The sequence below is a fragment of the Algoriphagus aquaeductus genome (assembly GCF_003253485.1).
Classification (GTDB): domain Bacteria; phylum Bacteroidota; class Bacteroidia; order Cytophagales; family Cyclobacteriaceae; genus Algoriphagus; species Algoriphagus aquaeductus.
In genome coordinates, this window is sequence record NZ_QKTX01000001.1 from 130,212 (window position 1) to 153,685 (window position 23,474).

Below are 23,474 nucleotides of genomic sequence, written 5' to 3' on the forward strand. Positions count from 1 at the left end.
TATTTCCATAAAAAAGTATTTATATAAAAATGTAATTACTTTTGATTGATTCTGGATTCCAAGTTCTCGATGATCAGGTTCTTGGATCTTACCAATTCGCTGTAGGAGCTGTTCTCGGCAGAGAGTCGGGTCACTTCTTTTTGAAGCCTGTCGATTTCAGACTGAAGCTGCTCAAAGAAGTGCTGTTCGCGGCCCATTTTGTCTGAATCCATTTCACGATCCTCGATGGTAGCACTAAACATTTCACCTTCTCCCGTCTCAAGCCATTGGAGATTGATGTGGTGTTCCCTTTTGAGAAGGATCTTGATTTTTCCTGAAACACTGTTCTTGCCTCGTTCTATGTCAGAATATCCAGCCTGAGTCAATCCCAAGGAAGCCCCGAAATCTTCTTGGGTTTCTTTTAAGAATTTCCTGATGATTTTTAGGCGTTGATTTTCAGTCATATCTGAAAGATTCGGATTTTAAAACGATAGATTTTTTCCAAAATATAGCAAAACCATATATTTTTATAAATGGATATATTCAAAGGAATTATCCTTAGGTCTAATCGGATTGCTCAATTGAGCCGCTCTGCTTGGCCTCTTCATTCTTTGATTTATTGAACTCAGGGCTACCATCAGCAAATAGAGTCTGAGGAATAGGATTTTGCCTATTTTCTCTTTTGCCGATCTACTGTAGATCACTCATGACAAATATATACTTACAAATGTATTTTGAAAGGTGATTATTGGTTTTCTATATATGTAAATATCTGCATATCTATATATATCGAAATACCGATATAGGGATATTTCGATATCCTTTTTCTAATGATCTGAGGTTTGTTCCGATTTTAATCAGTACGCCACATTTAATTTTCAGCCAAAAATTTTGGCGCCTTTCCCGGTAGTGGGGAAGCTATGGCCTTGAGGGATATCGAAGAATTGACCTTGCTTTTTTCAGCATGTGAAGATGAATAAGAGTGTTGAGGAACCTTTTGCGTGTTCCTTGCAAGTTGTGTATTTGTGACACAAATTCTGCCGAATTTTTCTCCCAAACACGCACTTGCCATTCCGGTGATTCTTATCAGAATCATCCAAAATGGAGGGATTTGACCTCGCAACTCGGTAAAATTTAAAATGACTGAACCATGAGAAAATTCATTGAACAGGATCGAGAAAAAATCATTAACATCTTAGTGAGTTCTTTTGAAGGCAATAAATCCGTTGATTTTGTCGTGGGCAAATCAGCTTCCGGAAGAAGAATTCTAATGGAGTACAGTTTGGCAAACTGTCTGGAAAACGGAGAAGTGTATGTATCCGATAGCGGAAAATCCTGCGTCTTGATCAAGTATTCTGACCGAAAGCAAAAGCCATTTAGCCTTTGGATTTGGGACCTGAAACTGGCCCTTCAGGGAATTGGTATTTCAAGAATTTCGAAGGTGCTCAAACGGGAATCCAGCATCGAAGCTGTCCAGCCCAAAGAGCCATTTCTATATGTCTGGTTTATTGGCGTAGAGCCAGAAAATCAAGGTAAAGGGGAGGGATCCAAGCTGCTCAAGTCAGTTCTTGACATGGCTGAAGACAAGAAGCTTCCTGTTTGCTTGGAGACTTCGACAGAACGCAATTTTAAATGGTATGAGAATTTTGGGTTCTCAGTTTATGCATCTTCCGCTCAATTTGGCTTCCCATTTTACTTCTATAGAAAGGATTAATTATGACAGTGTTTGGAACTGACATGCACCTGGCGACTTTTATTTTTGTCGTGTGCGAGGTGCTATTTTTTGTCTCTCAGCTGGTTTTGTATCTCCAAAATCCCGCTGAAAAGAATCGTCAATACTATTTGATTCTCCTGGGTCTCTTGATCATTTACAATATTGCGGGAGGTTTATTTCCAGATCCCGCTCTCCCGATTGATATCAATTTGCAGATCAATCTTGCCTACGGGACTGGCTTTGTAATGGGGGCGTATTTTCCCTATTATTTTTATCGAGTTTTTGAACTGGATGATTTGAGATGGAATGCGCGCATCGGCGTTTGGATATTTTTGATAGCTCCATTCCTGCTTTTCTTTTGTATTGGGCTTCCATTATTGGATGACCTTCCAGCCACCATCTGGTATGGTTTAGCTATTCCTTTGGTTTATGCGATTTATTTGATTGTGATCATTTTTCTGAGTATCCGAAAGAAATTTGAAGGATCACAAAATTCATTGGAAGCAATTTTGACTTATTCGGCAGCGGTACCTTGGGTCTTGTTACCGGTTTTTAGCTATGTTGATGCCACCCAATTCGTCGAGGTGATTTGTACCAATGGAGGCTTTATCATCATCACGTTTTTGTTTATTCGAAAGATGATCTTCGAAAACAGAAAGGTCTTCGCAAAACTCAATGATTCTGACCTGAGACCTCCGGTTGATCCCAGTGCTTTTTTCGGCCAACGATGTGCCGAATTGGGCTTGACCAAACGAGAATGCGAAGTGGCGGAGAAAGTAGCCCAAGGCCTTACCAGCAAAGAAATCGCTGAAGAACTTTTTATTTCAGAACGAACCGTCAACAAACACCTTCAGACAATTTTTAAAAAAGCGGACAGCAAAAATCGAGTTGAGCTGATCAACGTACTGAATTCCTACTCATAATCCTGATTTTCTAGGCTTTATCCTAAGACTAAGTATATCTGCGTATAGGTATTTCTCTATACGCAGATATGCCTATTTATCCCAATTACGCAGTTTTAGGTATTTTTTTTCGCCTACGGAATCCAATCCTTTACCCCCATCAACATGTCGCCATGATGGAGAAAAGAGAAAATCTCTCTTGGGTATCGGTTCGGTTAAAGCCGGATGTTTTTGCCCGATTGAAGGAGGAAAGCAGATCCCTTGGAGTGTCTTTGAGCCACTTGATCAGAATGAAGCTCAGCGCTGAAACGATCAAGATCATCGACACTAAGGGAATTCTAAATGCAATCGATAAGGTGGTTGCCGAACAGGCTCGGGTAAACAATAATATCAACCAGCTGGCCAAGCACGCCAATACCTATCGAGACAAAATTTCCCCAGAGATTTTTCTGAATCACACCATACAGATGGCCAAGCATCTTGAGCATCGGGATTTCATGAACAAGTTTTTGAAGCAGATCTACCAGGCAATCAAATGAGAGTTAAAATTCTTTCCAGCGCAAGTTCATTCAATGGGGTAACCTACAACACGAACAAAACCCAAAATGAAAAGGGTGAGCTGACCCGACTCCGGAATTTTGGGTATTTGCAGGATACCAGGGATGTGGGACCGAATGAGGTGAAAAATTACCTGATAGCTCATTCGAACAGAAATACACTGGTCAAGGACAAGCAGTTTCATGCGATGATCAGCTGCAAGGGGAGGGAGTATTCCAAAGAAGAGCTGACTGATATTGCCCATGAGTGGATTGATAAAATGGGCTATGGAGCTAATCCCTTTTTGATCGTTTTTCACAAGGACACGGCAAATAACCACGTCCACATTGTGTCATCGAGGATCGACCGGGAAGGCAAAAAGATCAGTGATTCATTTGAGAAGCTAAGAGCACAAGAAGCAATCAACGAGATCATGAGGCTCAATCCCAAGCATGAAGCAGCGAAGGCTGCGGATGGCTTGATGGAGTTTCGATTCAGTACCAAAGCCCAAGGATTCCTAATTCTGGAAAACTTGGGATTTAAAGTGCGGGAAAAAGACGGGCAGATCGAATTGATCAAGTATGGTTCAGTACAAGGCCAGATTCCTGCTTCAGAGTTCAACCAAAAGATCCAGTCCTATCAGTTGAATAAGGATCGGGCAAAACAACTAAAGGCGATTTTGGATCGGTATTCCAAGGTTTACCAGAGCCAACCCACCTGTCTTTTTGAGCCGAAACCCGGTGGAAAAAAAGGAAACCAAACTGGGTATCGCTCGGATCTTGGTGATTTTATCCGGGACAAATTTGGGCTTCAGCTCGTATTCCATGGCAAAGATGGGAAAAGGCCCTATGGTTATTCCCTGATTGATCATGCCAACAAGATCATTTTTAAAGGAAGTGAGGTATTTCCGATTCAGCGATTTTTTGAACAAGAAGGCGAACGAAAAACCTATCAAGCTCAGCAGCCTAGCAAGGATAGACCGATCGATTTGATCGAGGCAAAAGTAAAGCTTCAATCAGCTCTCAATGATTTTTCGACTGTTCGGCAAGGTTTGGAGCACCATGCTTTGAAGCTGGAGAATCGGGATGGGTATTCTTACCTGAAAACAGCCCAAGGAGATATCGCAGCCAGCGACATTCTTTCTGCTGAGCAACAGCTGGCATTACGGCAATACTTCCATGAAAGCGAACCCCATAAGGAAGGACAAAGCCAAACGATTTTTGACCTCGCACCGGTACTCAATATCGCCAATGACATCGATGATGAGTCGGTTCACGGCAGGAAAAGAAGCAAAAAGCGCAAGGGAGAAAATGAAATCACCAGATAAAGAGAAGGCCATGATTATTCTATTCGCAAACCAAAAAGGCGGAGTGGGAAAAAGTACCCTCGCGGTGCTATTTTCAAATTTTGCCGTCCAGAAAAGGAAAAGAAAGGTGAAAGTCTTTGATATGGACTTTCAGCAGTCGCTTTACAACAAGTATCTCAATTCAGACCTCTTGGAAAATGAAAAGCTCTATGAAGTCGAGCTATCGAGTATTCCGGGGTTCAAGTCTATCCGAAAAAGAGCCTCCCAAGATCCCAGAATTCTCACCGTCATTGACCTTGCCGGGAGAATGGATGACGACAACCTGGTCCCGGTACTCAAGGAATCAGAATTGATCATCTGTCCATTTTGCTACGATGAATACAGCGTCACGAGCACCTTTGAGTTTTGCTACGTGGTCAAAAAGGTGAATCCTGATAGCCGGATTATCCTGATTCCCAATAGAGTCAAAACATCGGTCAAGTACGAAACCATGGAGAGTGTCAATCAGGCACTTGGCCAATTCGGTGAGTTGACCTCCCCAGTATCGGATCGGATAGACTTCCAAAGACTGACTACCTCTTACACTCCGGAATCGCTCGTGCCTATCCTGGATCCCATTTTCAACAAATTATTTGATGACCATATAGAAGCAGACCAGCCATGGGAAACGGAGACTACATAAGCAAACTTGTCCAAGGAGTAAGGGCAGATCTGGTACTACCTGAACATAAGGCGAAACCTTCTATAAAGTCCAAAAGAAAAGTGAGTATCAAAACCAGAAGCCGTGGAATCAATAATCTGATAAGTGCCATAAAGGATTTTGAAGTAAACGGAGATTCCAAAAGGCTGATTCGGATGGACGCTCGAACCGAAGAAGTCCTTAAAAGAATCAATCCCACTTTTGGAGTGGACGTGACCTCCTTCGTGAATTTTCTGTGCTGGGACTTTCTGGAAAACAACCCAGAACTGGTCAACGAAATCAAACAATCCATACAAAAACTATAACCATGAGCTGGACAGACTTCTTTCTATACCTATCCCTTTTCTATGTGGTGTACTATGCAGTAAATGTCGTTATCGATGTTTTGCGCAAACCACAAGTCTCAGAAGTGTCGGCAGGGAATGCCTACACATTCCAGACGGACCTCAATGAGTTTGACGAAAACCCAACCGTGATTGAGGATAATGAACCGATGCTTGAACCTGTAAAGCCTAAAAAGGAATCGGCTTCAGAAGTATGGGTCCACAGCGAGGAGGATTCTGAGGACATCGAATTTGAAATCAATGATCCCAGCCCGGTCAAATCTACCGGAGGAGTGACCACACTCAATTCCCTCTTTGTACTCGCCAAGGAAGGCAGTATTGAAATGAAAAAGAAAGTCGTGTTCTCATGAAGCTTTCCTATCGCTTAATCCTATGCGCTATTTCCCTCCTTCTCTTTTTCTCGGCAACGGATACTTATGGGCAATCCCCTCCAGGAGTTTCAAAATTTCAGGAGGTCGAGACGGACATGAAAAGTTTCTATGTCGCGCTTTCCCGACTATCATTTGCCGTGGGCGCAGTCTCTGGATTAGTTGGCGGTCTTCGGGTTTACAACAACTGGCAAATGGGAAAACATCAGATCGATGTCCAGGTAGTCAGTTGGTTTGGAGCCTGTTTATTCTTGGCCACGATGGGCTTTTTTCTCAGCGGATTGTACGCTGTTCCACTGACTTGATACCCAAAAAAAGCAAAATCAACTATCACTATTTTCTCAATAAACTATGAAAACCATGTTCAACAAAACCAAAAAAATGATCGCAAGCGCACTGTTTGCGACGCTTGCAACCACAACCGCCAATGCTCAAGGTGTTCAAGGGATCACCGCTGCCGAATCTTCTTTACTCGCCTATGTGGATCCCGTGGCCAGTCTTTGCCTGGTAATCGGAGCGGTAGTAGGGCTGATCGGAGGGGTAAGAGTTTATATTAAATGGAATTCCGGTGATCAGGACATCAATAAAGAATTGATGGGATGGGGCGGCTCCTGCCTGTTTTTAGTCTTGGTCAGTGTGATTATCAAAGCGTTTTTCGGTGTCTGATGGCTAAGCAATTTCCGATCTATAAGGGGCTTCAAAAGCCTCTTATATATCGGGGTTTTCAGGGAAAATTCATCGGATGGGGAGTCGCTTCCTTAGTCATCGCGGTTGTCTCGGGAGGATTAATTGGAAGCTTAACCAGTATGGTTTTAGGCGGGGTGATTACGCTAACCGCCATGACAACCGGACTTTTCATCACCTCTCAGCAGCAGAAAAAAGGCCTGCATAGCAAAACAAGGTACAAAGGGGTATTTCAGATCGCTACATCCTTAAAATCGAAGTAATCATGTTTGGGAAAAAAAGGAATGAATTTAAGCTTCCCTATCTGGGGATTGAAGATCAGATCCATGGTTTTCATTGTCTATTCAATCTGAAGGGTGACTTTGGAATCATCCTTGGGTTGGACAATCTAGTCTTGCAGTATTCAGCGGATTCTTCCAAATACGATTCCTTTCACCAGCTATACACCAACCTGATCAAAATATTGGGTGAAGGGCATTTGATCCAAAAGCAGGACATTTTTTCAAGAAAGACCTACAGCGAAACATTCTCAACAGAATACCTACAGCGAAAGTATGATGACCATTTCCAGGGGAGGCAATACACTTCGCTAAAGACATTTTTGGTGATTACCAAACGGGCAAAAGGCAGATACAGTCAAAAGTCAGTCATGGATTTTATCCAGACATTGGGTAAGGTAACCGATCTTTTTGAACGCGCGGGAATCAAGGCAGAAGCACTCTCAAAAATTGAGACTGACCGATATTTAAAACGGATTCTCAGCATGAATTTTCATGAGGAAAAGATTGTGCTGGACAACCTGCTTGCCGAAGAAAGCCAGGTGGAAAGCGGAGAAAGAGCGTTTCGGTCGATCACCTTGGTGGATACCGACAAAGTAGAACTTCCGGAAAAAGTAACCACCCATTTGGAGCGTAACGACAAGGATAGCCTAAAAGGGTTTCCGGTGGATAATATGGCCTTCCTCTTCGAAGTCCCTAATTTCCAGACGATAGTTTATAACCAGGTCATTGAAATAATTGAGCAGAGATCAACGCTCAACAAGCTTGAATTGAAGCGAAAACGACATTCCGGGATACCCGATCCAGCCAATAATATCTGTGTGGAAGATATCGACAGGCTATTGGAGGACGTGGCCAGACATAACCAACTTCTGGTCAATTGCCACTTCAATGTGGTGGTTTCTGCCAAAAAGGAGCATATCCAAGGAGCTTGTAATTATGTGGAATCCTCCCTTTTCCAACAGGGGATAGTTGCCAACAAGAATTCCTATAACCAACTGGAGCTATTCAGGACACTACTTCCCTGCAATACCGCTGAGTTGAAAGTTTACGATTACTTCCTAACCACCTCCGATGCGGCCTTATGTTTTTTCCTGAAAGAGTCACTGAACAAGGATGAGATAAGCAGATTTCAGATTCGATTTACGGATAGGCAAGGAATTCCTTTGAAGATTGATCCGGCTGATTTGCCGATGCAAACCAATCGGATTAACAATCGAAACAAGTTTGTGCTGGGTCCCTCCGGTTCGGGAAAATCATTCTTTATGAATGCCCTGATCGAGCAGTACTGCATGTGGAATAATCGGCCCAATCCGAAATGGCTGATGGATGTGGTCATTGTGGATACCGGCCACTCGTATTCCGGACTTTGCCAATACTACCAAGGGAAATACATCACTTATACTGAGGAAAAGCCAATAACCACCAACCCTTTTTCCATTACCGAAGAAGAATACAACATTGAGAAGAAAGACTATCTCCTGACCCTGATTTCCCTTTTGTGGAAGACAGCGGAAGGAACAGTCGCTCAGGTCGAAGCGGACGTTATTTCCAGTACCATTTCGGCCTACTATTCTTCCTTTTTCTCGGGAGAAAGTAAAATCGACCGACTTTGCTTCAACAGCTTTTATGAATTCGCCCTAGAGAAAATTCCCGAAATCAAAGAGAGTGAAAGCATCGGATTTGAACTTGAAGAGTTTCGCTTTGTGCTGAAGAAGTTTTACAAAGGAGGAGAGTTTGAAAACTTGCTCAATGAGGAAGTTGACCAGTCCTTGTTTACCGAATCTTTTGTGGTTTTTGAGATCGACAGCATTAAAGAGCACAAGGTGCTTTTTCCGATTGTCACACTCATAATCATGGATGTTTTCATCCAAAAAATGAGGTTCCGAACCAAATACAGGAAAGCGCTCATCATCGAAGAGGCTTGGAAGGCCATCGCCTCCCCGCTCATGGCAGGCTATATTTTATACCTCTATAAAACAGTTCGAAAATTCTGGGGGGAAGCCATTGTGGTAACCCAAGAGCTGGGAGATATCATTGGAAATGCGGTGGTCAAAGACAGCATTATCAATAACTCGGATACCATCTGTCTCTTGGATCAGACCAAATTCAAAGACAATTATTCCCAGATCGCCTCCCTGCTGTCCATCAATGAAAATGAAAGGAAGAAGATTTTCACAATCAATCAGCTGGATAATCATGAGGGCAGGGGAAGATTCAAGGAAGTCTACATCCGAAGAGGATCTACCGGAGAGGTGTATGGGGTAGAAGTTTCCCTGTACCAATACCTGACCTATACTACGGAAAAGCCCGAAAAGTCAGCCATCGAAATCTATATCCAAGCATTTAGAGGATACCAAATGGGACTTGATGCTTTTGTCGAGGATTTCAAAGCTTCTGAGCTTTCTCTCCATGAGTTTTTCAGTGAAGTCAACAAGCAAGGGGCTCCAGTAAGAGAAACACTAACTGCCACCTTTTAACCAAGTCCATGATGAAGACCTTGAATCTACTGGTATTTCTGATTCTCTCGGGATCTGCTTTTGGGCAGACGGTCTATGTAGATCCTGCAGTGGCGGGAGCAACGGCTGCACATTCTGCGGTGATCAATTCCCAACTGAATGCTACCAATGAACGATTGACTTTGATTGAGCGAGGACAACTGGCGATTACCGGAAATCTGACCATCGTCAACACGATGCAGGATAAAATCTACAAGGGACTTTCTGAGGTCAGTTCGATTTTGACCAATCTTTCCAATGTGCAGGAAATCGCACGAATAGCCACCGGGATTTCCAGTGACCTCAGCCAGGTGATGGACTTGGCCGGAGAGAATCCCGCTTTACTCCTCTTTGCCGAACGGAATGCTACCCTATTTCAGCAAAGGGCAACTTCCTTGGCTTTGGAGGTCAGTTCTTTTGTGTTGAAGGGAGGAGAAAATAATCTCATGGATGCAGGAGAACGGTCCAAACTGATCAATCAGATTTTGACTGAAATGGTCATCCTGCGATCCTACTCTTATGGAATGTATCGAGCCATGTATTTCGCTCAGATGAAAGGATTTGTAAGAGCATTAAATCCTTTCCAAGGTTACATCAACGTGGATATCCAGCTTGCGCAGGATATAGCCAGAAAAGCCAAAACCCTGCAATGATGAAATCTTTTTGGCTTTTTTCCTTCATTTTGATTGCAACCCTTGAGGTGAGTTTTGCCCAAACCAATGTGGCTCTTCTCCACCAGCTGGTTGAGGAGTCCAAGTCTGAATACAACCTTCAAAAACAGGCGAAGGAAAATCAGGGAAGGAACGCGGTCAACGAGGAGGTCAATACCAATTTGCTCAAGTCAGTGAAGGAGAAATACCGAGCCGTTCAAGACAGATTCGCCAAACTCTCGATAGTTATCGATGCTTTTGGAATTGGTGCTGCGGCTGAGCCCTTGGTCAACTCCATTATTGATAACCAACAGCAAATTGTTTTCTACTGTAGCCAAAATCCTGATTTAGTAATTTTTGCGCTAGAGACTGAAAAGGTTTTCGTCGAAAGATCCTATTCACTTTTGAATTACCTCTTTGGCCTTTCGGCAAGTATCGGAGTGGTCAACCAGATGAAAGTTTCGGAAAGAAGAATCCTTTTCGGGCACATTCTGGATGAGCTGAGGGAGATCAACGGACTTTCCTATACCGTTTCCAAATCACTTCAACACTATCTGGAAAGGAAGCGAGGAGCCAATCCTTACCTACAATATGTGGCAACGGAAATGGCTTTGGTAGAAGAAATCATTCAAAACGCCAAAACCCTAACCCGATGAAGAATCTCCTTTTTCTATTTATGTGTTTCGTGGCTGTTGAATCTTATGCCCAGACAGTGGTATTTGACAAAGCCCATTTTTCGATTGTCAATGCCAATGCAGCCGTAAGAAATGCCAGTGAAATAGGATATCACCAAACCTTGAATATCATCAGGCAAAACACCGATGATATCATTCTCAATTCATCCAGCCTGGCACTGGTTCAAACCATGATTGTCAACTCCCTAACCCAAATCAATGAAGGGTTCAAGGATGCAATTCAGGTGAGGATGATCGCTGAGACGGTCTTGGATATCAGTACCATTTCCGCAGAGGCTTTCCGGTTGGCGGGCGATAATCCCATCCTTTTTCTTTTTGTGGAAGAGTACACGGCTCAGGCCAAAAAACGAAGTCTCAATCTGGCCACGGAAGTTTCTTCCCTGATTCTCAATGAAGGAGATAACCTCCTGATGAATTACAATGTCCGGGATGAGCTCCTTGATTCGGTTCAGAAGGAATTACGGGTAATTCTTGCCTTGGTACTGGCCGCAAAAAACAGCATCTACTGGGCTAAGACCAATGGGATAATTCGATCTCTCAATCCCTATCAAGCTTATATCAATCGTGATTTGGGATTGATCAATGAAATCATCATCAAACAGAAAATCCTTACCCGATGAAGCTACCACTCTCATTTTTGATCCTTTTTTCTGTTTGTATTCTCAGTTACGGACAGACTCCCATCCACGATAGAGCGATTGTCGCTCAGCAGGAAAGGATGGTCTTTAAGCAATGGGATAAGGATAAATTCTTTCCCGAACCCAACAGGTTTCTTGGAATCCCAACGAATCCGATTTGGTATATCACTTGGGGTTTGCATCCCAATTACCCGGATCTGGACAGAAGGCCTTTGTCTCCAAGGGGAGAACAAACTCAAAGGCTGGGATTGGCAGCGGCCATGCAGATTTCATCCAACTACTACAAGCAGCACTCTGATACGGTCAAGAACTTGGCAACAGCGGAGATGGCCCGCATTTCAGGTGCTTTTTCATCAGCTGATCCGCTTTTCCAATTCTATTATAAGCGAGAGCTGAAGCCTTTGGAAAATCCTGAAGCTTCAGCTTTTCAGGGTGTTCCTGCGGAAGTAATAAAGTACATGACTGATCATGGGGCATACCAATGGTATTTAAACAACATGGCTTCGCTTTCAGAGCGATTTGAGTTTGCCAAAAGCCTGGATATGGAAAGAGGGCAACGAATTCTGATGTATCACAGAATCATGCTTGAAATGAGGGATGTCCTTAAAAAGTGGCAATACAAGCTGGATATGTCTTCCAATATGCTTGCCTTCCGAAAGTTGAACCAGCGAAAAATCAGCGGTGAGATTATCCTTTCAGATCCAAAAAGCGAGGAGGAGAGAGCCAAGAAAATTGCTAACCAAACCCAAGTGATAAGATGAAAAGACTGACCACAGGACTATCTATTTTCCTTGGGATATCCATCTCCGGATTTGCACAATCGGCCAACCATGACCAGTACAAGGAGACCATAAGCTATTTGCAGGGAAACAGTATTTACGACCGAGGAGTGATGACATTCTTTGAAGAAATGAGGGATTATGGCTTTGCTCACTCCGATCCTTTCATGAGAGATGCCCAGACCTTGGCCTGTATTTTCATGTTGATTTTTTTCAGTCTGAAATGCTACGAAATGATGGCAGGAGACAAGAAGCTTGAAATTATGCCCCTTCTGAGGCCATTTGCTTTGGTGATTCTTCTGATGTGGTGGCCAATTTTCTGCCAGATCATCGCTTTTCCTACCGATTTGATCGCCGCCAAAACCGAAGCGCTTTTCGGGACTCAAAACGATATCAATAATGGATTGCGGCTTGACCGGGCGGCCTACATGATCGAGATGGCCGATCAGCTGGTGGAATATCAGGCAATGACCGAGATGGCATCTGAACAGGCGCAGGAATCAGATAAAGATTTGGGGACAGTGATTGTGGATGGGGTAAAAGGATTTTTCTCTGATCAAATTCTAGCTCCAATTGTCCAAATGAGGATTAGGATGCAAACCAGCCTTCAGCTGCTTGCTACCCAAATCATCGAATTGGTGGCTATCTGGATTCTGAGGGTGTGTGTCTATATCATTTTCATGTTGCAGATCATCTACTCCACGGTCTTAGTGATACTTGGGCCATTTTCAGTGGTGGCGAGTATTCTTCCTGCCTTTCGGGATGCGTTCACGACTTGGATAGCCAGGTTCGTTTCGGTTAACCTCTATGTAGGAATAGCCTATTTGATTCTCTACATCACAGGAAGACTTCAGCAATACGCCTTGGAGGTCGAAATTGACAAGTACGAGTACTTGCTTTCAACCGGTGGGGGAGCGGATCGACTTGAAAAAATGGCTTGGCTGGCATCTAATGGCTTTTTGAGTTTCGGGCTGGTGATTGTAGCATTTTTTGTCAGTGCCATTGCCATTACTACCGTGCCCTCGATTTCCACTTGGATCATTTCTACTTCAGGAATATCCTCGGCAGCAACCACCGCCGGAAGGATGGGGACTTCTGCTTCAAAATCAATTTCAAGAGCTAAACTAATCTAACCATGATCATCCAAAATATTGAGTCGAAAATCAGATTGGCAACTGTTCTTTCCTTGGGAAGCCTGATTACCTCAATCATTATCTGCGGTTTTGTTTCGGTTTATGCCTATAAACAGGTAGCCAATGCTAGGCAGTCCATTTATATCCTGGACAATGATATCCCAATTTTGGCCAAGCAGGCCAATATGCAAATGAACAGGCCAGCTGAGTACAAAGCAGCCGTGGACTTATTCCATAGCCTTTTTTTCAACCTGACTCCTGACGATAAGCACATTGAATACCAAATGAGCAGGGCTATGTACTTCGTGGATGAGACCGGAGTCGGCCAATACAATAACCTGAAAGAAAAGGGCTACTTCAATTCCATCCTTTCCTCAAGTTCGGTGCTGTCTATCCAGACGGATTCCATTGTCTTGGATCAGAATAGGTTCAGGTATTACGGCAAGCAAAAGATTGATCGAAGAAGCGCCACAATCACCCGATCGATCATCACTGAAGGTGAATTGATCGATATCCCGAGAAGTGAAAATAACAGCCACGGGGTATTGATCACGAATTGGAAAACCATTGAAAATAAAGATCTGAGCAATGTTTCGAAAAACACCTTTTAAGGATCGGGAAACTACCATTTTCCAAGAGCTGAAAAATGAGCTTTATCCTCACCTGGTTGGGGTAAATGGCCAGATGAAAGGCTTGATGGATCGTCATGCCAAAATCATTTTTTGTGTCATGCTCCTTCTCATCGTAGCCTCTTTTATCCTGACCTTTTTTGTGCTGAAGCCAAAGCCAGAGAATCAGGCTGAAAACTTGAAAAAAGAGTTGAAGGCCATCCCAGGAGAGCTGTCAGGCGAATTTTCAGCCTTGCAGGATTTGACTCTGAGAGCTGCGAAAATGGCGGAATTAAAGACTGAAATCGAACGGATTATCGCTCAGGATTCCATTTCAAAGACGGATTCAGCCTATCTGGAAAAAGCAATTGAGTAACTGCAATACTTTAACAACCACTCCCATGAAAATTGACTTCAAACAACCCAAATACATCCTGCCGATTATCATGCTCCCGTTTTTGTGCTTGCTGTTTTACGGCTATAAATCCTTCAGCAAAGACGGTCCGGCTGAGCCTGTTCAGGGGCTTAGTGGAATCCAATCCGAGATTGGCAAGGTATCGGAACAGATCCAGAAAAAACCGCTTGATTCCAAACTCGATGCTTCCAGGGAAACCTATAAAAGGGCAAATGATGGATACACGGCTATCAAAGGCTTGGAGCTCGAGGTAGAAGAATCCAGCCAAATTAAAACGCTGTATAACGAGGAAGAAAAAAGGCTGCTGGATTCCATAGATAACGCTTTAAAAAGCGCAGGTCTGTACTCGGAAAAACCCGATGCAGGGAATCCGATTCCAACTGTTTTGCCACAACCTACCAGACAGCAAAGCTTTTCCAAGGAAGATGAAGAATTGCTGAATGCCATCAATCAATTGGAAGGGAAAAAGACCCAAGTTCCCGCCAACAGATACGAAGATCCCATGGATCTATTCAAAGCTCAAATGGCTGTGATAGACTCCATTTCCAAAGCGAATGATCCGGCTTATCAAGAGCTACAGCAAAAAGAAAAGGAGAGTCAACCCGTAGCAAATGAGACCGAAAACGTGGTTTATCGAGTCCACAAGTCAGAGGGGGCATCGACCTTATTCAATACCGTCACCAGAGAAAAAAAAGGGAAGTTCATCGAGGCAATCATTGACCAGGAAATCAAGAGCGGTACCCTTGGAGCCAGATTGAGAATTCGACTTTTGGACGATATCCTGATTGGAAATGCTATGGTGAGAAGAGGCACTTATCTCTATGCTTTGATTTCCGGATATGAAGCGCAGCGGGTGAAGCTGACCATTTCTTCGGTCATGATCAATGACCAAATCTTTCCGATTAAGCTCTCCATTTATGACGTGGACGGGATGGAAGGGCTGTATGTTCCGGCCAGTGCCTTCCGGGAATTTTCCAAAGAACTCGGAGGAAATACCACCGGAGGAATGAATCTTACCATGCAGCAAAACTCAGATGCCTTGAGCCAACTGTATATGTCTGCACTCCAACGAATGTTCACTTCAACTTCCCAGGCTGTTTCTAAATCCATCAAAAAGAACAAGGCCAATATCAAGTATGGCACTTCAGTCTATCTGATCGATACCAACGAATTGCAGGAAAACGGAAAAATGATCCAAAATCAAAACTGACCTACCATGAGACAAAAGATTATAACCCTTATCCTTTGGGCGATATCCGTTTCGGCCTACGCACAGCAAAACGGAACGCTGCTGAAAAGCCAACTTCCCAAGATCTACATCGACGAGGAAATCTCTCTACACTTTCTTTCTCCCGAACCTATCCAATACGTGGATATCTCGACCGACAATATGATCGGGGATATTCCTTTGGAGAGTGTATTTCGGGTAAAAGCAATCCGAGACAGTGTTTCCAACCTTAATGGATACAATAAGTCTTTGGGAGTGGTTACCATTGTCGGGCAGAAATTCATCGCGCAGTATGATTTATGGTATGCCCATGATGAGCGACAGCTGAAAACTCAAATCGAAATTCTTCCTATCCACACCAGTCCCTTGGAGGTTGGTAAAATCCCCATGAGCGACCAAGAACTTCGGTATTTTTCGATAGAGGCATTTAAAAGGAAAAAGAAGGACAAGATCACCAAAAGCAGCCAGTATGGGATTTCCGGTCAGGTGAACAGGATTTACACGGTAGACGATTACATCTTTTTGGACATCTCCTTTACCAACAAGACCAATCTCAAATTTGATCTGGACCAGTTGAGGTTTAAGATCGAGGACAAACGAATTGTTAAAGAAACCAATGTCCAATCCATTGAGATAGAACCGGAATACCAGCTTTTCACCCCGCAAAGCTTTGATAAGAAATACCGCAATATCTACGTGTTCAAAAAATTCACCTTCCCCAATTCAAAGGTGTTCACCATCGAGCTTTCGGAGACCCAGATCAGCGGAAGGACGCTTTCCTTGGAGATCAAGTACGCAGACCTTTTGGCGGCAGACACACTTTAAAAATGATTTTTCCTCTCAATTAATTCCTTGCCATGAATGAGAAAAGAGAATTAAAAAGCCTTCACGCGACCTTTCAATTCATTGTCTACCTGATGGTGTTTCTGGACATTCTGATGTTTGTCTACGCCCCACAGTTGTTGGCCATGGATGGGGTAGGAAGGTTTCTTTTTCCTCTTTTCGAAAAGCTACAAAACCTGAAGATTTACAGTAATGTGCTTCTTGGAAAAGTGGCCATTTTGATAGCAATTTGCCTTTCAGCTATCGGGACAGTGGCCAGAAAGAACCTGGATTTAAACCCGAGAAATCAGATCATTTTTCCCTTGACAATCGGCCTGATTTTATTCTTTGGATCGATCTATCTCTACACGCTGGAAGATTCATTTTTGGTGATGGATTTCACTTCCATTCAAGACCTAGGGTATAGCCTATCTTTATTTCTTGGGGCTGTTTTGATCCATACCTCCTTGGACAATGTATCGAAACTGATCAAATCGGGTCTGGGAAAGGATGAGTGGAATATCGAAGGAGAGTCCTTCATGCAAGACACCAAAAAAATCGAAAACCCCTATTCTGTCAACATTCCCATGAAATTCTATTTCAGGGGAAAAGTCCGAAAAGGTTGGATCAATTTGGTCAATCCATTCCGAGGAACTTTTGTGATCGGAACCCCGGGTTCCGGGAAGTCCTTTGGAGTGATCAATCCTTTTATCCGACAGATGATTGGCAAGGGATTTACTATGTGTCTTTACGATTTTAAGTTTCCTGACTTGGCTCAGATTGCCTATTTCCACTATCTGAAAGCTCAGGACAAAAAGGCAAATCCATATTTCAAATTCCATGTGATCAATCTGGATGAGGTAGAATATTCCAGGAGGATCAATCCGATCAACAGAAGGTATTTGAAGACAGTGGCCAATGCTTCTGAAACCGCAGAGGCTATTTTTCAATCCCTTCAAAAATCCGATTCCACAGGAGGAGCAGACAAGTTTTTCGAGCAATCGGCCATCAACTTTCTCTCTGCCTGTATCTTTTTTGTGTCTCGATATGAGGAAGGCAAATATTCTACCTTCGCTCATGTGCTGGATTTCCTGAACAGGGACTACGAGGATATTTTTAACTGTCTGACCAAATATCCTGAACTCAGATCCATGGTATCTCCCTTCCGAAGCGCCTTTGAAAAGAAGGTTTACAAACAGCTGGAAGGGCAGGTCGGTACTCTGAAGATTTTCCTTTCAAGGCTCAATACCAAAGAAACCGCTTGGGTCTTCAGTGGGGATGATTTCGACCTTAAAATTTCGGATCCCAATTCTCCATCCATTCTGGTTCTTGCAAACAGTACCGAAACGCAGAGTATCACGGGTACTTGCTATTCGGTGATCATTAACCGGTTGACCCGATTGATCAATACCAAAGGGAATCTGCCGACTGCCTTGATAGCGGATGAAGCGCCGACTTTTTACATCCATAAAATCGAAAACCTGATTTCTACAGCCCGAAGTAATAAAGTAGCGGTCTTGCTCGGCTTGCAGGAATTACCTCAATTAAATCAGCTTCAGGGAAAGGATACGGCATCGACCATGACCTCGGTGATCGGAAATGTGCTTTGTGGTTCAGTTCGCCATAAGGACACGCTGTCTTGGTTGGAAATGATGTTTGGAAAGCGAAAGCAGCTGGGGCAAAGCGTTTCGATTGATCGGGATAAAACCTCGATTTCATACAGTGAGCGATACGATCCACTGATTCCTGCGGGAAAAATTGCCTCCATGCATACCGGGGAAATTGCGGGAATTATTGCCACGGAAGGAACTCAGTTTGATGGGAAATACAAGACATCTAATGTCCATTGTCGCGTCAATCACGATATGAGGGAGATCAGGCTGGAGGAAAACTCCTATCGAAGCACTCCGAAATTCTATGATTTCAAAGGGAAAAAGGAAGAGATCTTGACCAAGCACTTTGAGAAAATCCACCGACAGGTTACTGAGATTATTGAAAAGCACCGGGAAATGGCAATCCTAGATTAAGTCATTGAAATCATGCAAAGGAACCTATCGATTATACTTCTTCTTTTTGCTCACCAGGCATTTCCTCAATTCAATTCCATTGAATTTCGAAAGGAAATGACTTCAGTGAACGTGATCAGGTCCGCTGAATTCAAGCAAGAAGCGAAAGGGTCTGAAATTCCTCCTTTGTCCCAACAGGAACTAGCCGTGGAACATGGGGAGGAGCTATTGTTGGCATCCCTTCCCTTAGAGGATTTTTTTCTGACTTCAGAGTTTGGCTACCGCTCCGATCCATTCTCCGGAAAAACGAAATTTCATGGGGGAATCGATCTAAAAACCAAGCGTTCAAAGGTGCTTTCCATGCTTCATGGAACTGTGGTTTCGGTGGGCAACGATCCGCTTTTAGGAATTTTTGTCAAAGTCCAACACGGCAACTATGAATCGATTTACGGTCACCTTTCTCAATCCTTTGTAGCAAAGGGCGATCGTGTCTTACCGGGAACTATCCTGGGGATTTCCGGAAGTACGGGAAGAGCTACTGGCGAACACCTTCACCTGAGCATTAAGAAGGGGAAGGAATACGTCAATCCAGTCTTATTCATTCAATTGATTTCAATGCTATCGACTAAAGAAGAAGCAATCACTTATTTATCAAAACCGTAAAGCAAGCAACATGGCAAATCAAAATGGATTACCGATGAAGGATTTGGAGATTTTTGGAGTCATCAAGAACGGAAAATTTACCATTCCTGAAAGAGAAGTCAACGCCCTTAAAAATGGAGGGATAACCGATGTAGTGGAATTGACCGACCTGAAAGGGAAGGATATTTTCATCGATAAATTACCGGCTAGACTTTCCATAGTCAGGGGAGAAGATGGGAATCCCGCCTTGCGGATTGATCCGGTTTACAGGGAACCTAATCAACATCCCAATTTGAATGACGCTGAGCGGAATCAACTGGTCCGGAAAGAATTGGCCAATATCAAGAAAAGCTATGTTGACAAAGAAGGGAACATTCAGACTGAGATCATCGAGTACGATCAGCGAACCAAACAATTTCTCTCCTACAATCCCCGAGACATCAAAGCCCCTCAATCAGTCAATGGGCAAGAACTCGATCCACAGCAAAAGAAGAAATACAAGGAAGGGGAAACGGTGCTGTTGGCAGATGGGACAGCATTTCAACTTTCTCCATCTGCTCCAAAAGGCCTCAGATCAAATAAGTCAGGGTTAGTCCTTTCGGTTTTGCTGGATGGCGGTTTGTCCTACCTACTGATTACCGGTGTTCAGAAAGTGCTCGGAAAGGAAAGCCAGGAGGAAAAGGCGTATAGCGAAGGATACCTTCAAGCCATCAAGGAGGTTCAAAAACAAGTAGAGCGCCGAATCGCTAGAAACCCAAAAGACAGAGATGCAATCCGTGATTTGAACAACATCAAGGAGGAATACTCCAAAATTTCGGCTGATTTCTCACTCCCAAAAGGTGTTAGGGATGAATTCGATATCAATGCCATCAAAAGGCTAAACAGCATCGATACTGAAGAAGGAAAGAACCCAAGAAAACGCTTTGAACAAGACAATGGCTTTGACCGAGACCTTTGATATTTTGAGCTACAAAGGAGTGGATAAGGCTATCCAAAGTCTGTTTTCCAAGTTTGCCCATCAGGATCAAACGGGCCAGATCATTTTTTACTTCTTTGGTAAGCAAGGCGAGAAAGTGGATTGTGAAATCCTGAGCCTTTACCGAAATAGGAAGGCTTCCAGAGGAATCTCTGCCCTTAATGTTTCAGAAGATTCTCGGTCAATTTTTGTCTCCGACTCCTATGCTTCCCTGATTTGTTTTGCTAATCAATTCAAAGCCAGAATCTCCTTTGATGAAGCAGGCTTTTTGATCATTGGGGCAGATTTTGATTACAATTTATTGCGCCAGGCTTTTGAGAAAATCTCAAAAAAAGCAAAGGTAAATACTGTCTTTGACTCATCGGTTTTGGGTCGTGTGATGGATTGTAAAATCCAGGATCTAATTCACGATCATGACTGTATCTATAACCTGACCAGCGATTTGGTTCACCTTGAAAATTCAAAAAAAGCCAAGAGTTCGATTGAATCGATATTCACCTTTTCCCTGCGAACCTATTGCATCTCTCAAGGGGTGAAGCAAACAGTCCGAACCTTCAAGCCTAAGCAAAAAGGAGTTGAGTCCTTTTATCAGCTCAATCAAATGAATTGGGAAAATTTCAATTAATACGGTTTTGCTATATTTAAACGCTGGCCACTCAATATTATGGAGAATAATAATCTTGAATTCATGAAAAAGAGCCTGAAATTTCTCGGCTTTGGCACTTCGTTAAATGCCGCACTTGAAGCTAAAGTTTCTGAGCGACAGGAGTTCTTTAAAATCGGAGTTTCTGCCGATTTTAATGCCAGGCAAAAAGATGGAAGTCCGGGAAAGGACAAGGTTAATTATGAGCTGAATTTTTCGAGATCTTCGAAGCCTTTTAATTATTCTTTGGATAGCGTAAAAGTCACCCTCAACGAACAGATCCAAAGCACATTTTCTTATGGAAAGGGGAATGACGTGACGGCAAAGGAAGCCTATAATCTGCTCAGAGGGGCATCTATCCATAAAAAAGCTATTCTAAATAGGCAAATGGATAATAGGGTATTGGCTTCGGGCGAGGTCAGTCAGGTGAAGGAAGGCTCAGGAGAAAAGATTGATTCCATCTGGATCAAACTGGATTTTGAAAAGCTGAATGAGCAGGGGAATTTCTCCTACAAAAAGTTCTATCCTGATCATGGATTCCACCTGGAAACTGAACTGAGCAGATTCCCGATTAAGGAGCTTGAAAATTTTCAGGAAAAGGAACTGCTTATTTCCAGCTTAGGACGGGGTAATATCCAAAAAGCCACTTTGGAAAATGGTCAATCCGTATTTATCGAAGCAGATCCGGAATCGAAGAAAATTCAGTTTTATGACATGGATTTCAAGAAATTAGACGTTTTACCTACTCAGACCCAGGAAATGGGTAGGTGATGAAAGTAAAATCAACTTGTTTAAGTTTTAAAATTAGCCTCAAGTATTTATTGATAATGAAGAAAATATTTCTCTTGATTACCTTTTTGATATTGATCGGATGGAATCTGTCATATGGGCAAACATCTGAATATCAATATTTCAGCTATTCGGAATATTTTAAGGATGATGTAATCAAAGAGAAAAAAATTAAGAAAATTACAAGTACGTTTTTTTGGACGATCCCACCAGGACCCTTGTACCAGAATGATAAAAGCATTTCTTCTTTCAATGAATTAGGAGACCTACTTTGCTCTGAATCTTATTATTTTGATGAAAATGACCCCAAAATAATTATCCAACAGACTAAGGACTGCTTTGAATATGCGGATGGCTTCCAGTCTCGACAGTTAAGATTTCACAATAATAGAGATTCTGCAGAATGGATTAGGGACTTCAGTTATGAGCTTGATGATAACCAAAATGTTACAAAAATTATCGTGAAAGATCGCAGTTATCCCCATAATTCATCCGTGACTGAAAAATTTTATAACTCCCAAAATAAAGTTATTACTGAAAAAACAGATTATGGTTATTTGGCTGAATACAAATATGATTCAAAAGGGAATTTAATAGAGCGAATTTGGGGACAAGAAGATTGGCCCCGAAATAGTAACCTTTATACGTATGATAATGCTGGTAAACTTATAAGATATGAGAGAACTCCTCAAGAAGAATATGAAACAGTTTTGGAATTGAATAAATATGATAAACAAGGAAGAATTAAAGTAAAGGAGTCTCTTTCAACTGAAAATGTCAAATCTCAAATTAATTATCGGTATGAAGGGAGAAATATTGTTAAGTTGGAATTTGTAAATCAAAAAGGAGAAACTTATCAAGTAACTACAAAGAGTTTTTCTAATGGATTGATCCAATCAGAAGTTACAGAAATGAATGGGAAAGTTCATTCCAAAGTGATTTTTGAATATGAATTTCATTAAGCCAAGAAAAGGGCTAAAAAAGAATTTTCGAATTAAACTAAACCATTTTACGCCATGAGAAATCTGAAATACCTGTTAGTAATCGCTGTAGCTGTTTTTTCTTTTAGCTGTTCCTCAGAGGATGAGACTCCAAAACTTGTTGAAAAATCAGTGACCATTGAAGTTGAAATGGATGGTAATTACGCTGACTATCTGGTGACCTTTTCGGTTCATAGTATGCTGAGCGGTACCTCTACCTTTGTCGCTCCCGTATTGGATCAGCCAACTGAACTCAACTGGAGCCAAGTGATCGAACAAGGCAATACCTACACACTTTCTTTTGAGCCAGACGTTCCAACAATCTCAGCCACTTCTTCAGCCCCGATCCATAGCCTAGGCTTTGTTTTCAATGCCGTTCACTTGGGAGGAGAAACCGATCATTCTTTCCAGCCACTTTCAGCGACGGTCAATGTTTTGGCTGATGGCGTAGTCTATCGACAATTTGAATTTGAAGCTATGCCTCATGGAGAAGTTTCTGTGCCACTTGCTGAGGAGATTTCCTTTTAACAGCTAGGCAAAAGAAAAGTTGGTTGGTAAAATTGGGGGAGTTACAAGATTTCAATTATATTCAACTATTCATTTCATGATGATAGGGATAAGACGTGTATCAATCCTCCTTGAATCTGGGAATGGTTTTCTGAGTCTAAACCTTGAAAGTTGGATAGGTAGCTTTGAATTACAGGTCAATATAAAATTTAAAAAAATAGTTAAGTAAAATGATTAAGAAATTATTAATTATTCTATTGGTAATGCCTCTTTTTACCCTTAATAGTTATAGTCAAACAGCAAAGGATTATGTGAACCGAGGGAACACTAAAAGTATGAGTAAAGACTACACTGGAGCAATATCAGAATATAATAAAGCAATAGAAATTGATCCAAACTATTCTGATGCATATCATTTACGGGGGACTTGTAAATCTGATCTTGGTGATCATAGAGGAGCGATTATTGATTTAACTAAGGCAATAAACCTGAATCCGAAAGAACCAATGAGGTATACAAACCGAGGCTTGTCCAAACTTGCTTTAGGTCAAAAAGAAGAAGCGTGTTTAGACTTTTCTAAATCAGGTGAACTGGGATATAGTTACGCCTACACTCTGATAAAAATTTATTGTAATTAAAAAATATACCAAACA

General features: G+C 42.4%; 29 protein-coding genes. 28 read left to right on the forward strand and 1 reads right to left on the reverse strand.

All coding sequences use genetic code 11. From position 1 onward, the window contains the following. Window positions 1–35: 35 nt before the first annotated feature. On the reverse strand, window positions 36–443 hold the full coding sequence (locus tag CLV31_RS00520; protein ID WP_111390924.1) for a helix-turn-helix domain-containing protein: 408 nt from the start codon (window positions 441–443) through the stop codon (window positions 36–38). A gap of 686 nt (window positions 444–1,129) precedes the next feature. On the opposite strand from CLV31_RS00520, the gene CLV31_RS00530 reads away from it, so the two are divergent. The 28 genes from CLV31_RS00530 (at window position 1,130) to CLV31_RS00665 (ending at window position 23,459) form a co-directional block, all read left to right on the forward strand. After that, the gene (locus CLV31_RS00530; protein WP_111390926.1) at window positions 1,130–1,693 is read left to right on the forward strand and encodes a GNAT family N-acetyltransferase; all 564 of its coding nucleotides are present in this window, start codon (window positions 1,130–1,132) and stop codon (window positions 1,691–1,693) included. A gap of 2 nt (window positions 1,694–1,695) precedes the next feature. Beyond that, window positions 1,696–2,616, forward strand: a complete 921-nt coding sequence (locus tag CLV31_RS22215; protein WP_111390927.1) for a helix-turn-helix domain-containing protein — start codon at window positions 1,696–1,698, stop codon at window positions 2,614–2,616. Window positions 2,617–2,768: 152 nt separating this feature from the next. Further along, window positions 2,769–3,134: a plasmid mobilization protein gene (locus tag CLV31_RS00540; RefSeq protein WP_146250839.1), complete on the forward strand. Its 366-nt coding sequence runs from the start codon at window positions 2,769–2,771 to the stop codon at window positions 3,132–3,134. Continuing rightward, complete coding sequence (locus CLV31_RS00545; RefSeq protein ID WP_111390929.1) at window positions 3,131–4,459, forward strand: relaxase/mobilization nuclease domain-containing protein; 1,329 nt, start codon at window positions 3,131–3,133, stop codon at window positions 4,457–4,459. The genes CLV31_RS00540 and CLV31_RS00545 overlap by 4 nt, the downstream gene beginning before the upstream one ends. Beyond that, window positions 4,443–5,120: a ParA family protein gene (locus CLV31_RS00550; RefSeq protein WP_245943292.1), complete on the forward strand. Its 678-nt coding sequence runs from the start codon at window positions 4,443–4,445 to the stop codon at window positions 5,118–5,120. The genes CLV31_RS00545 and CLV31_RS00550 overlap by 17 nt, the downstream gene beginning before the upstream one ends. 80 nt (window positions 5,121–5,200) lie before the next feature. Continuing rightward, entirely contained in the window at window positions 5,201–5,443 is a 243-nt protein-coding gene (locus tag CLV31_RS00555) for a hypothetical protein (RefSeq protein WP_146250840.1), read from the forward strand. A gap of 2 nt (window positions 5,444–5,445) precedes the next feature. Further along, window positions 5,446–5,832, forward strand: a complete 387-nt coding sequence (locus CLV31_RS00560; RefSeq protein ID WP_146250841.1) for a hypothetical protein — start codon at window positions 5,446–5,448, stop codon at window positions 5,830–5,832. Next, window positions 5,829–6,155, forward strand: a complete 327-nt coding sequence (locus tag CLV31_RS00565; protein WP_111390932.1) for a DUF4134 family protein — start codon at window positions 5,829–5,831, stop codon at window positions 6,153–6,155. The genes CLV31_RS00560 and CLV31_RS00565 overlap by 4 nt, the downstream gene beginning before the upstream one ends. A 46-nt stretch (window positions 6,156–6,201) precedes the next feature. After that, on the forward strand, window positions 6,202–6,516 hold the full coding sequence (locus CLV31_RS00570; protein ID WP_245943293.1) for a DUF4134 domain-containing protein: 315 nt from the start codon (window positions 6,202–6,204) through the stop codon (window positions 6,514–6,516). Continuing rightward, the gene (locus CLV31_RS00575) at window positions 6,516–6,797 is read left to right on the forward strand and encodes a DUF4133 domain-containing protein (RefSeq protein WP_111390933.1); all 282 of its coding nucleotides are present in this window, start codon (window positions 6,516–6,518) and stop codon (window positions 6,795–6,797) included. The genes CLV31_RS00570 and CLV31_RS00575 overlap by 1 nt, the downstream gene beginning before the upstream one ends. Before the next feature lie 2 nt (window positions 6,798–6,799). Beyond that, window positions 6,800–9,292 carry a TraG family conjugative transposon ATPase gene (locus tag CLV31_RS00580; protein WP_111390934.1) on the forward strand — a complete coding sequence of 831 codons (2,493 nt, stop codon included), beginning with the start codon at window positions 6,800–6,802 and terminating at the stop codon, window positions 9,290–9,292. 8 nt (window positions 9,293–9,300) lie between these two features. Beyond that, window positions 9,301–9,963, forward strand: coding sequence for a hypothetical protein (locus CLV31_RS00585; RefSeq protein ID WP_245943294.1), 663 nt, complete (start codon window positions 9,301–9,303; stop codon window positions 9,961–9,963). Next, window positions 9,960–10,616 carry a hypothetical protein gene (locus CLV31_RS00590; protein WP_245943295.1) on the forward strand — a complete coding sequence of 219 codons (657 nt, stop codon included), beginning with the start codon at window positions 9,960–9,962 and terminating at the stop codon, window positions 10,614–10,616. Before CLV31_RS00585 ends, CLV31_RS00590 begins: the two co-directional genes overlap by 4 nt. After that, the gene (locus CLV31_RS00595) at window positions 10,613–11,275 is read left to right on the forward strand and encodes a hypothetical protein (protein WP_111390936.1); all 663 of its coding nucleotides are present in this window, start codon (window positions 10,613–10,615) and stop codon (window positions 11,273–11,275) included. Before CLV31_RS00590 ends, CLV31_RS00595 begins: the two co-directional genes overlap by 4 nt. Beyond that, on the forward strand, window positions 11,272–12,054 hold the full coding sequence (locus CLV31_RS00600) for a hypothetical protein (RefSeq protein ID WP_111390937.1): 783 nt from the start codon (window positions 11,272–11,274) through the stop codon (window positions 12,052–12,054). The genes CLV31_RS00595 and CLV31_RS00600 overlap by 4 nt, the downstream gene beginning before the upstream one ends. Next, window positions 12,051–13,205 (forward strand): plasmid transfer protein, encoded by a 1,155-nt coding sequence (locus tag CLV31_RS00605; protein WP_111390938.1) that lies wholly within the window; start codon window positions 12,051–12,053, stop codon window positions 13,203–13,205. Before CLV31_RS00600 ends, CLV31_RS00605 begins: the two co-directional genes overlap by 4 nt. Before the next feature lie 2 nt (window positions 13,206–13,207). Continuing rightward, complete coding sequence (gene traK, locus CLV31_RS00610; RefSeq protein WP_111390939.1) at window positions 13,208–13,816, forward strand: conjugative transposon protein TraK; 609 nt, start codon at window positions 13,208–13,210, stop codon at window positions 13,814–13,816. Continuing rightward, window positions 13,794–14,189 carry a hypothetical protein gene (locus tag CLV31_RS00615; RefSeq protein ID WP_111390940.1) on the forward strand — a complete coding sequence of 132 codons (396 nt, stop codon included), beginning with the start codon at window positions 13,794–13,796 and terminating at the stop codon, window positions 14,187–14,189. The genes traK and CLV31_RS00615 overlap by 23 nt, the downstream gene beginning before the upstream one ends. A 25-nt stretch (window positions 14,190–14,214) precedes the next feature. Continuing rightward, window positions 14,215–15,438 (forward strand): conjugative transposon protein TraM, encoded by a 1,224-nt coding sequence (gene traM / locus CLV31_RS00620; RefSeq protein ID WP_111390941.1) that lies wholly within the window; start codon window positions 14,215–14,217, stop codon window positions 15,436–15,438. A 6-nt stretch (window positions 15,439–15,444) separates the two neighbouring features. Next, complete coding sequence (gene traN / locus CLV31_RS00625) at window positions 15,445–16,281, forward strand: conjugative transposon protein TraN (protein WP_111390942.1); 837 nt, start codon at window positions 15,445–15,447, stop codon at window positions 16,279–16,281. 32 nt (window positions 16,282–16,313) lie between these two features. Beyond that, window positions 16,314–18,305 (forward strand): type IV secretory system conjugative DNA transfer family protein, encoded by a 1,992-nt coding sequence (locus CLV31_RS00630; protein ID WP_111390943.1) that lies wholly within the window; start codon window positions 16,314–16,316, stop codon window positions 18,303–18,305. 12 nt (window positions 18,306–18,317) lie between these two features. Further along, window positions 18,318–18,947, forward strand: a complete 630-nt coding sequence (locus CLV31_RS00635; protein WP_111390944.1) for a M23 family metallopeptidase — start codon at window positions 18,318–18,320, stop codon at window positions 18,945–18,947. 10 nt (window positions 18,948–18,957) lie between these two features. Beyond that, on the forward strand, window positions 18,958–19,884 hold the full coding sequence (locus tag CLV31_RS00640; protein WP_111390945.1) for a DUF4099 domain-containing protein: 927 nt from the start codon (window positions 18,958–18,960) through the stop codon (window positions 19,882–19,884). Beyond that, window positions 19,862–20,527, forward strand: a complete 666-nt coding sequence (locus CLV31_RS00645) for a hypothetical protein (protein ID WP_111390946.1) — start codon at window positions 19,862–19,864, stop codon at window positions 20,525–20,527. Before CLV31_RS00640 ends, CLV31_RS00645 begins: the two co-directional genes overlap by 23 nt. 63 nt (window positions 20,528–20,590) lie before the next feature. Continuing rightward, complete coding sequence (locus CLV31_RS00650) at window positions 20,591–21,316, forward strand: hypothetical protein (RefSeq protein ID WP_146250842.1); 726 nt, start codon at window positions 20,591–20,593, stop codon at window positions 21,314–21,316. A 56-nt stretch (window positions 21,317–21,372) separates the two neighbouring features. After that, the gene (locus tag CLV31_RS00655; RefSeq protein ID WP_111390948.1) at window positions 21,373–22,296 is read left to right on the forward strand and encodes a hypothetical protein; all 924 of its coding nucleotides are present in this window, start codon (window positions 21,373–21,375) and stop codon (window positions 22,294–22,296) included. Between the two features lie 54 nt (window positions 22,297–22,350). Beyond that, window positions 22,351–22,842, forward strand: a complete 492-nt coding sequence (locus CLV31_RS00660) for a hypothetical protein (protein WP_111390949.1) — start codon at window positions 22,351–22,353, stop codon at window positions 22,840–22,842. A 209-nt stretch (window positions 22,843–23,051) separates the two neighbouring features. Continuing rightward, complete coding sequence (locus CLV31_RS00665; RefSeq protein ID WP_111390950.1) at window positions 23,052–23,459, forward strand: tetratricopeptide repeat protein; 408 nt, start codon at window positions 23,052–23,054, stop codon at window positions 23,457–23,459. The last annotated feature ends 15 nt before the right edge of the window (window positions 23,460–23,474 follow it).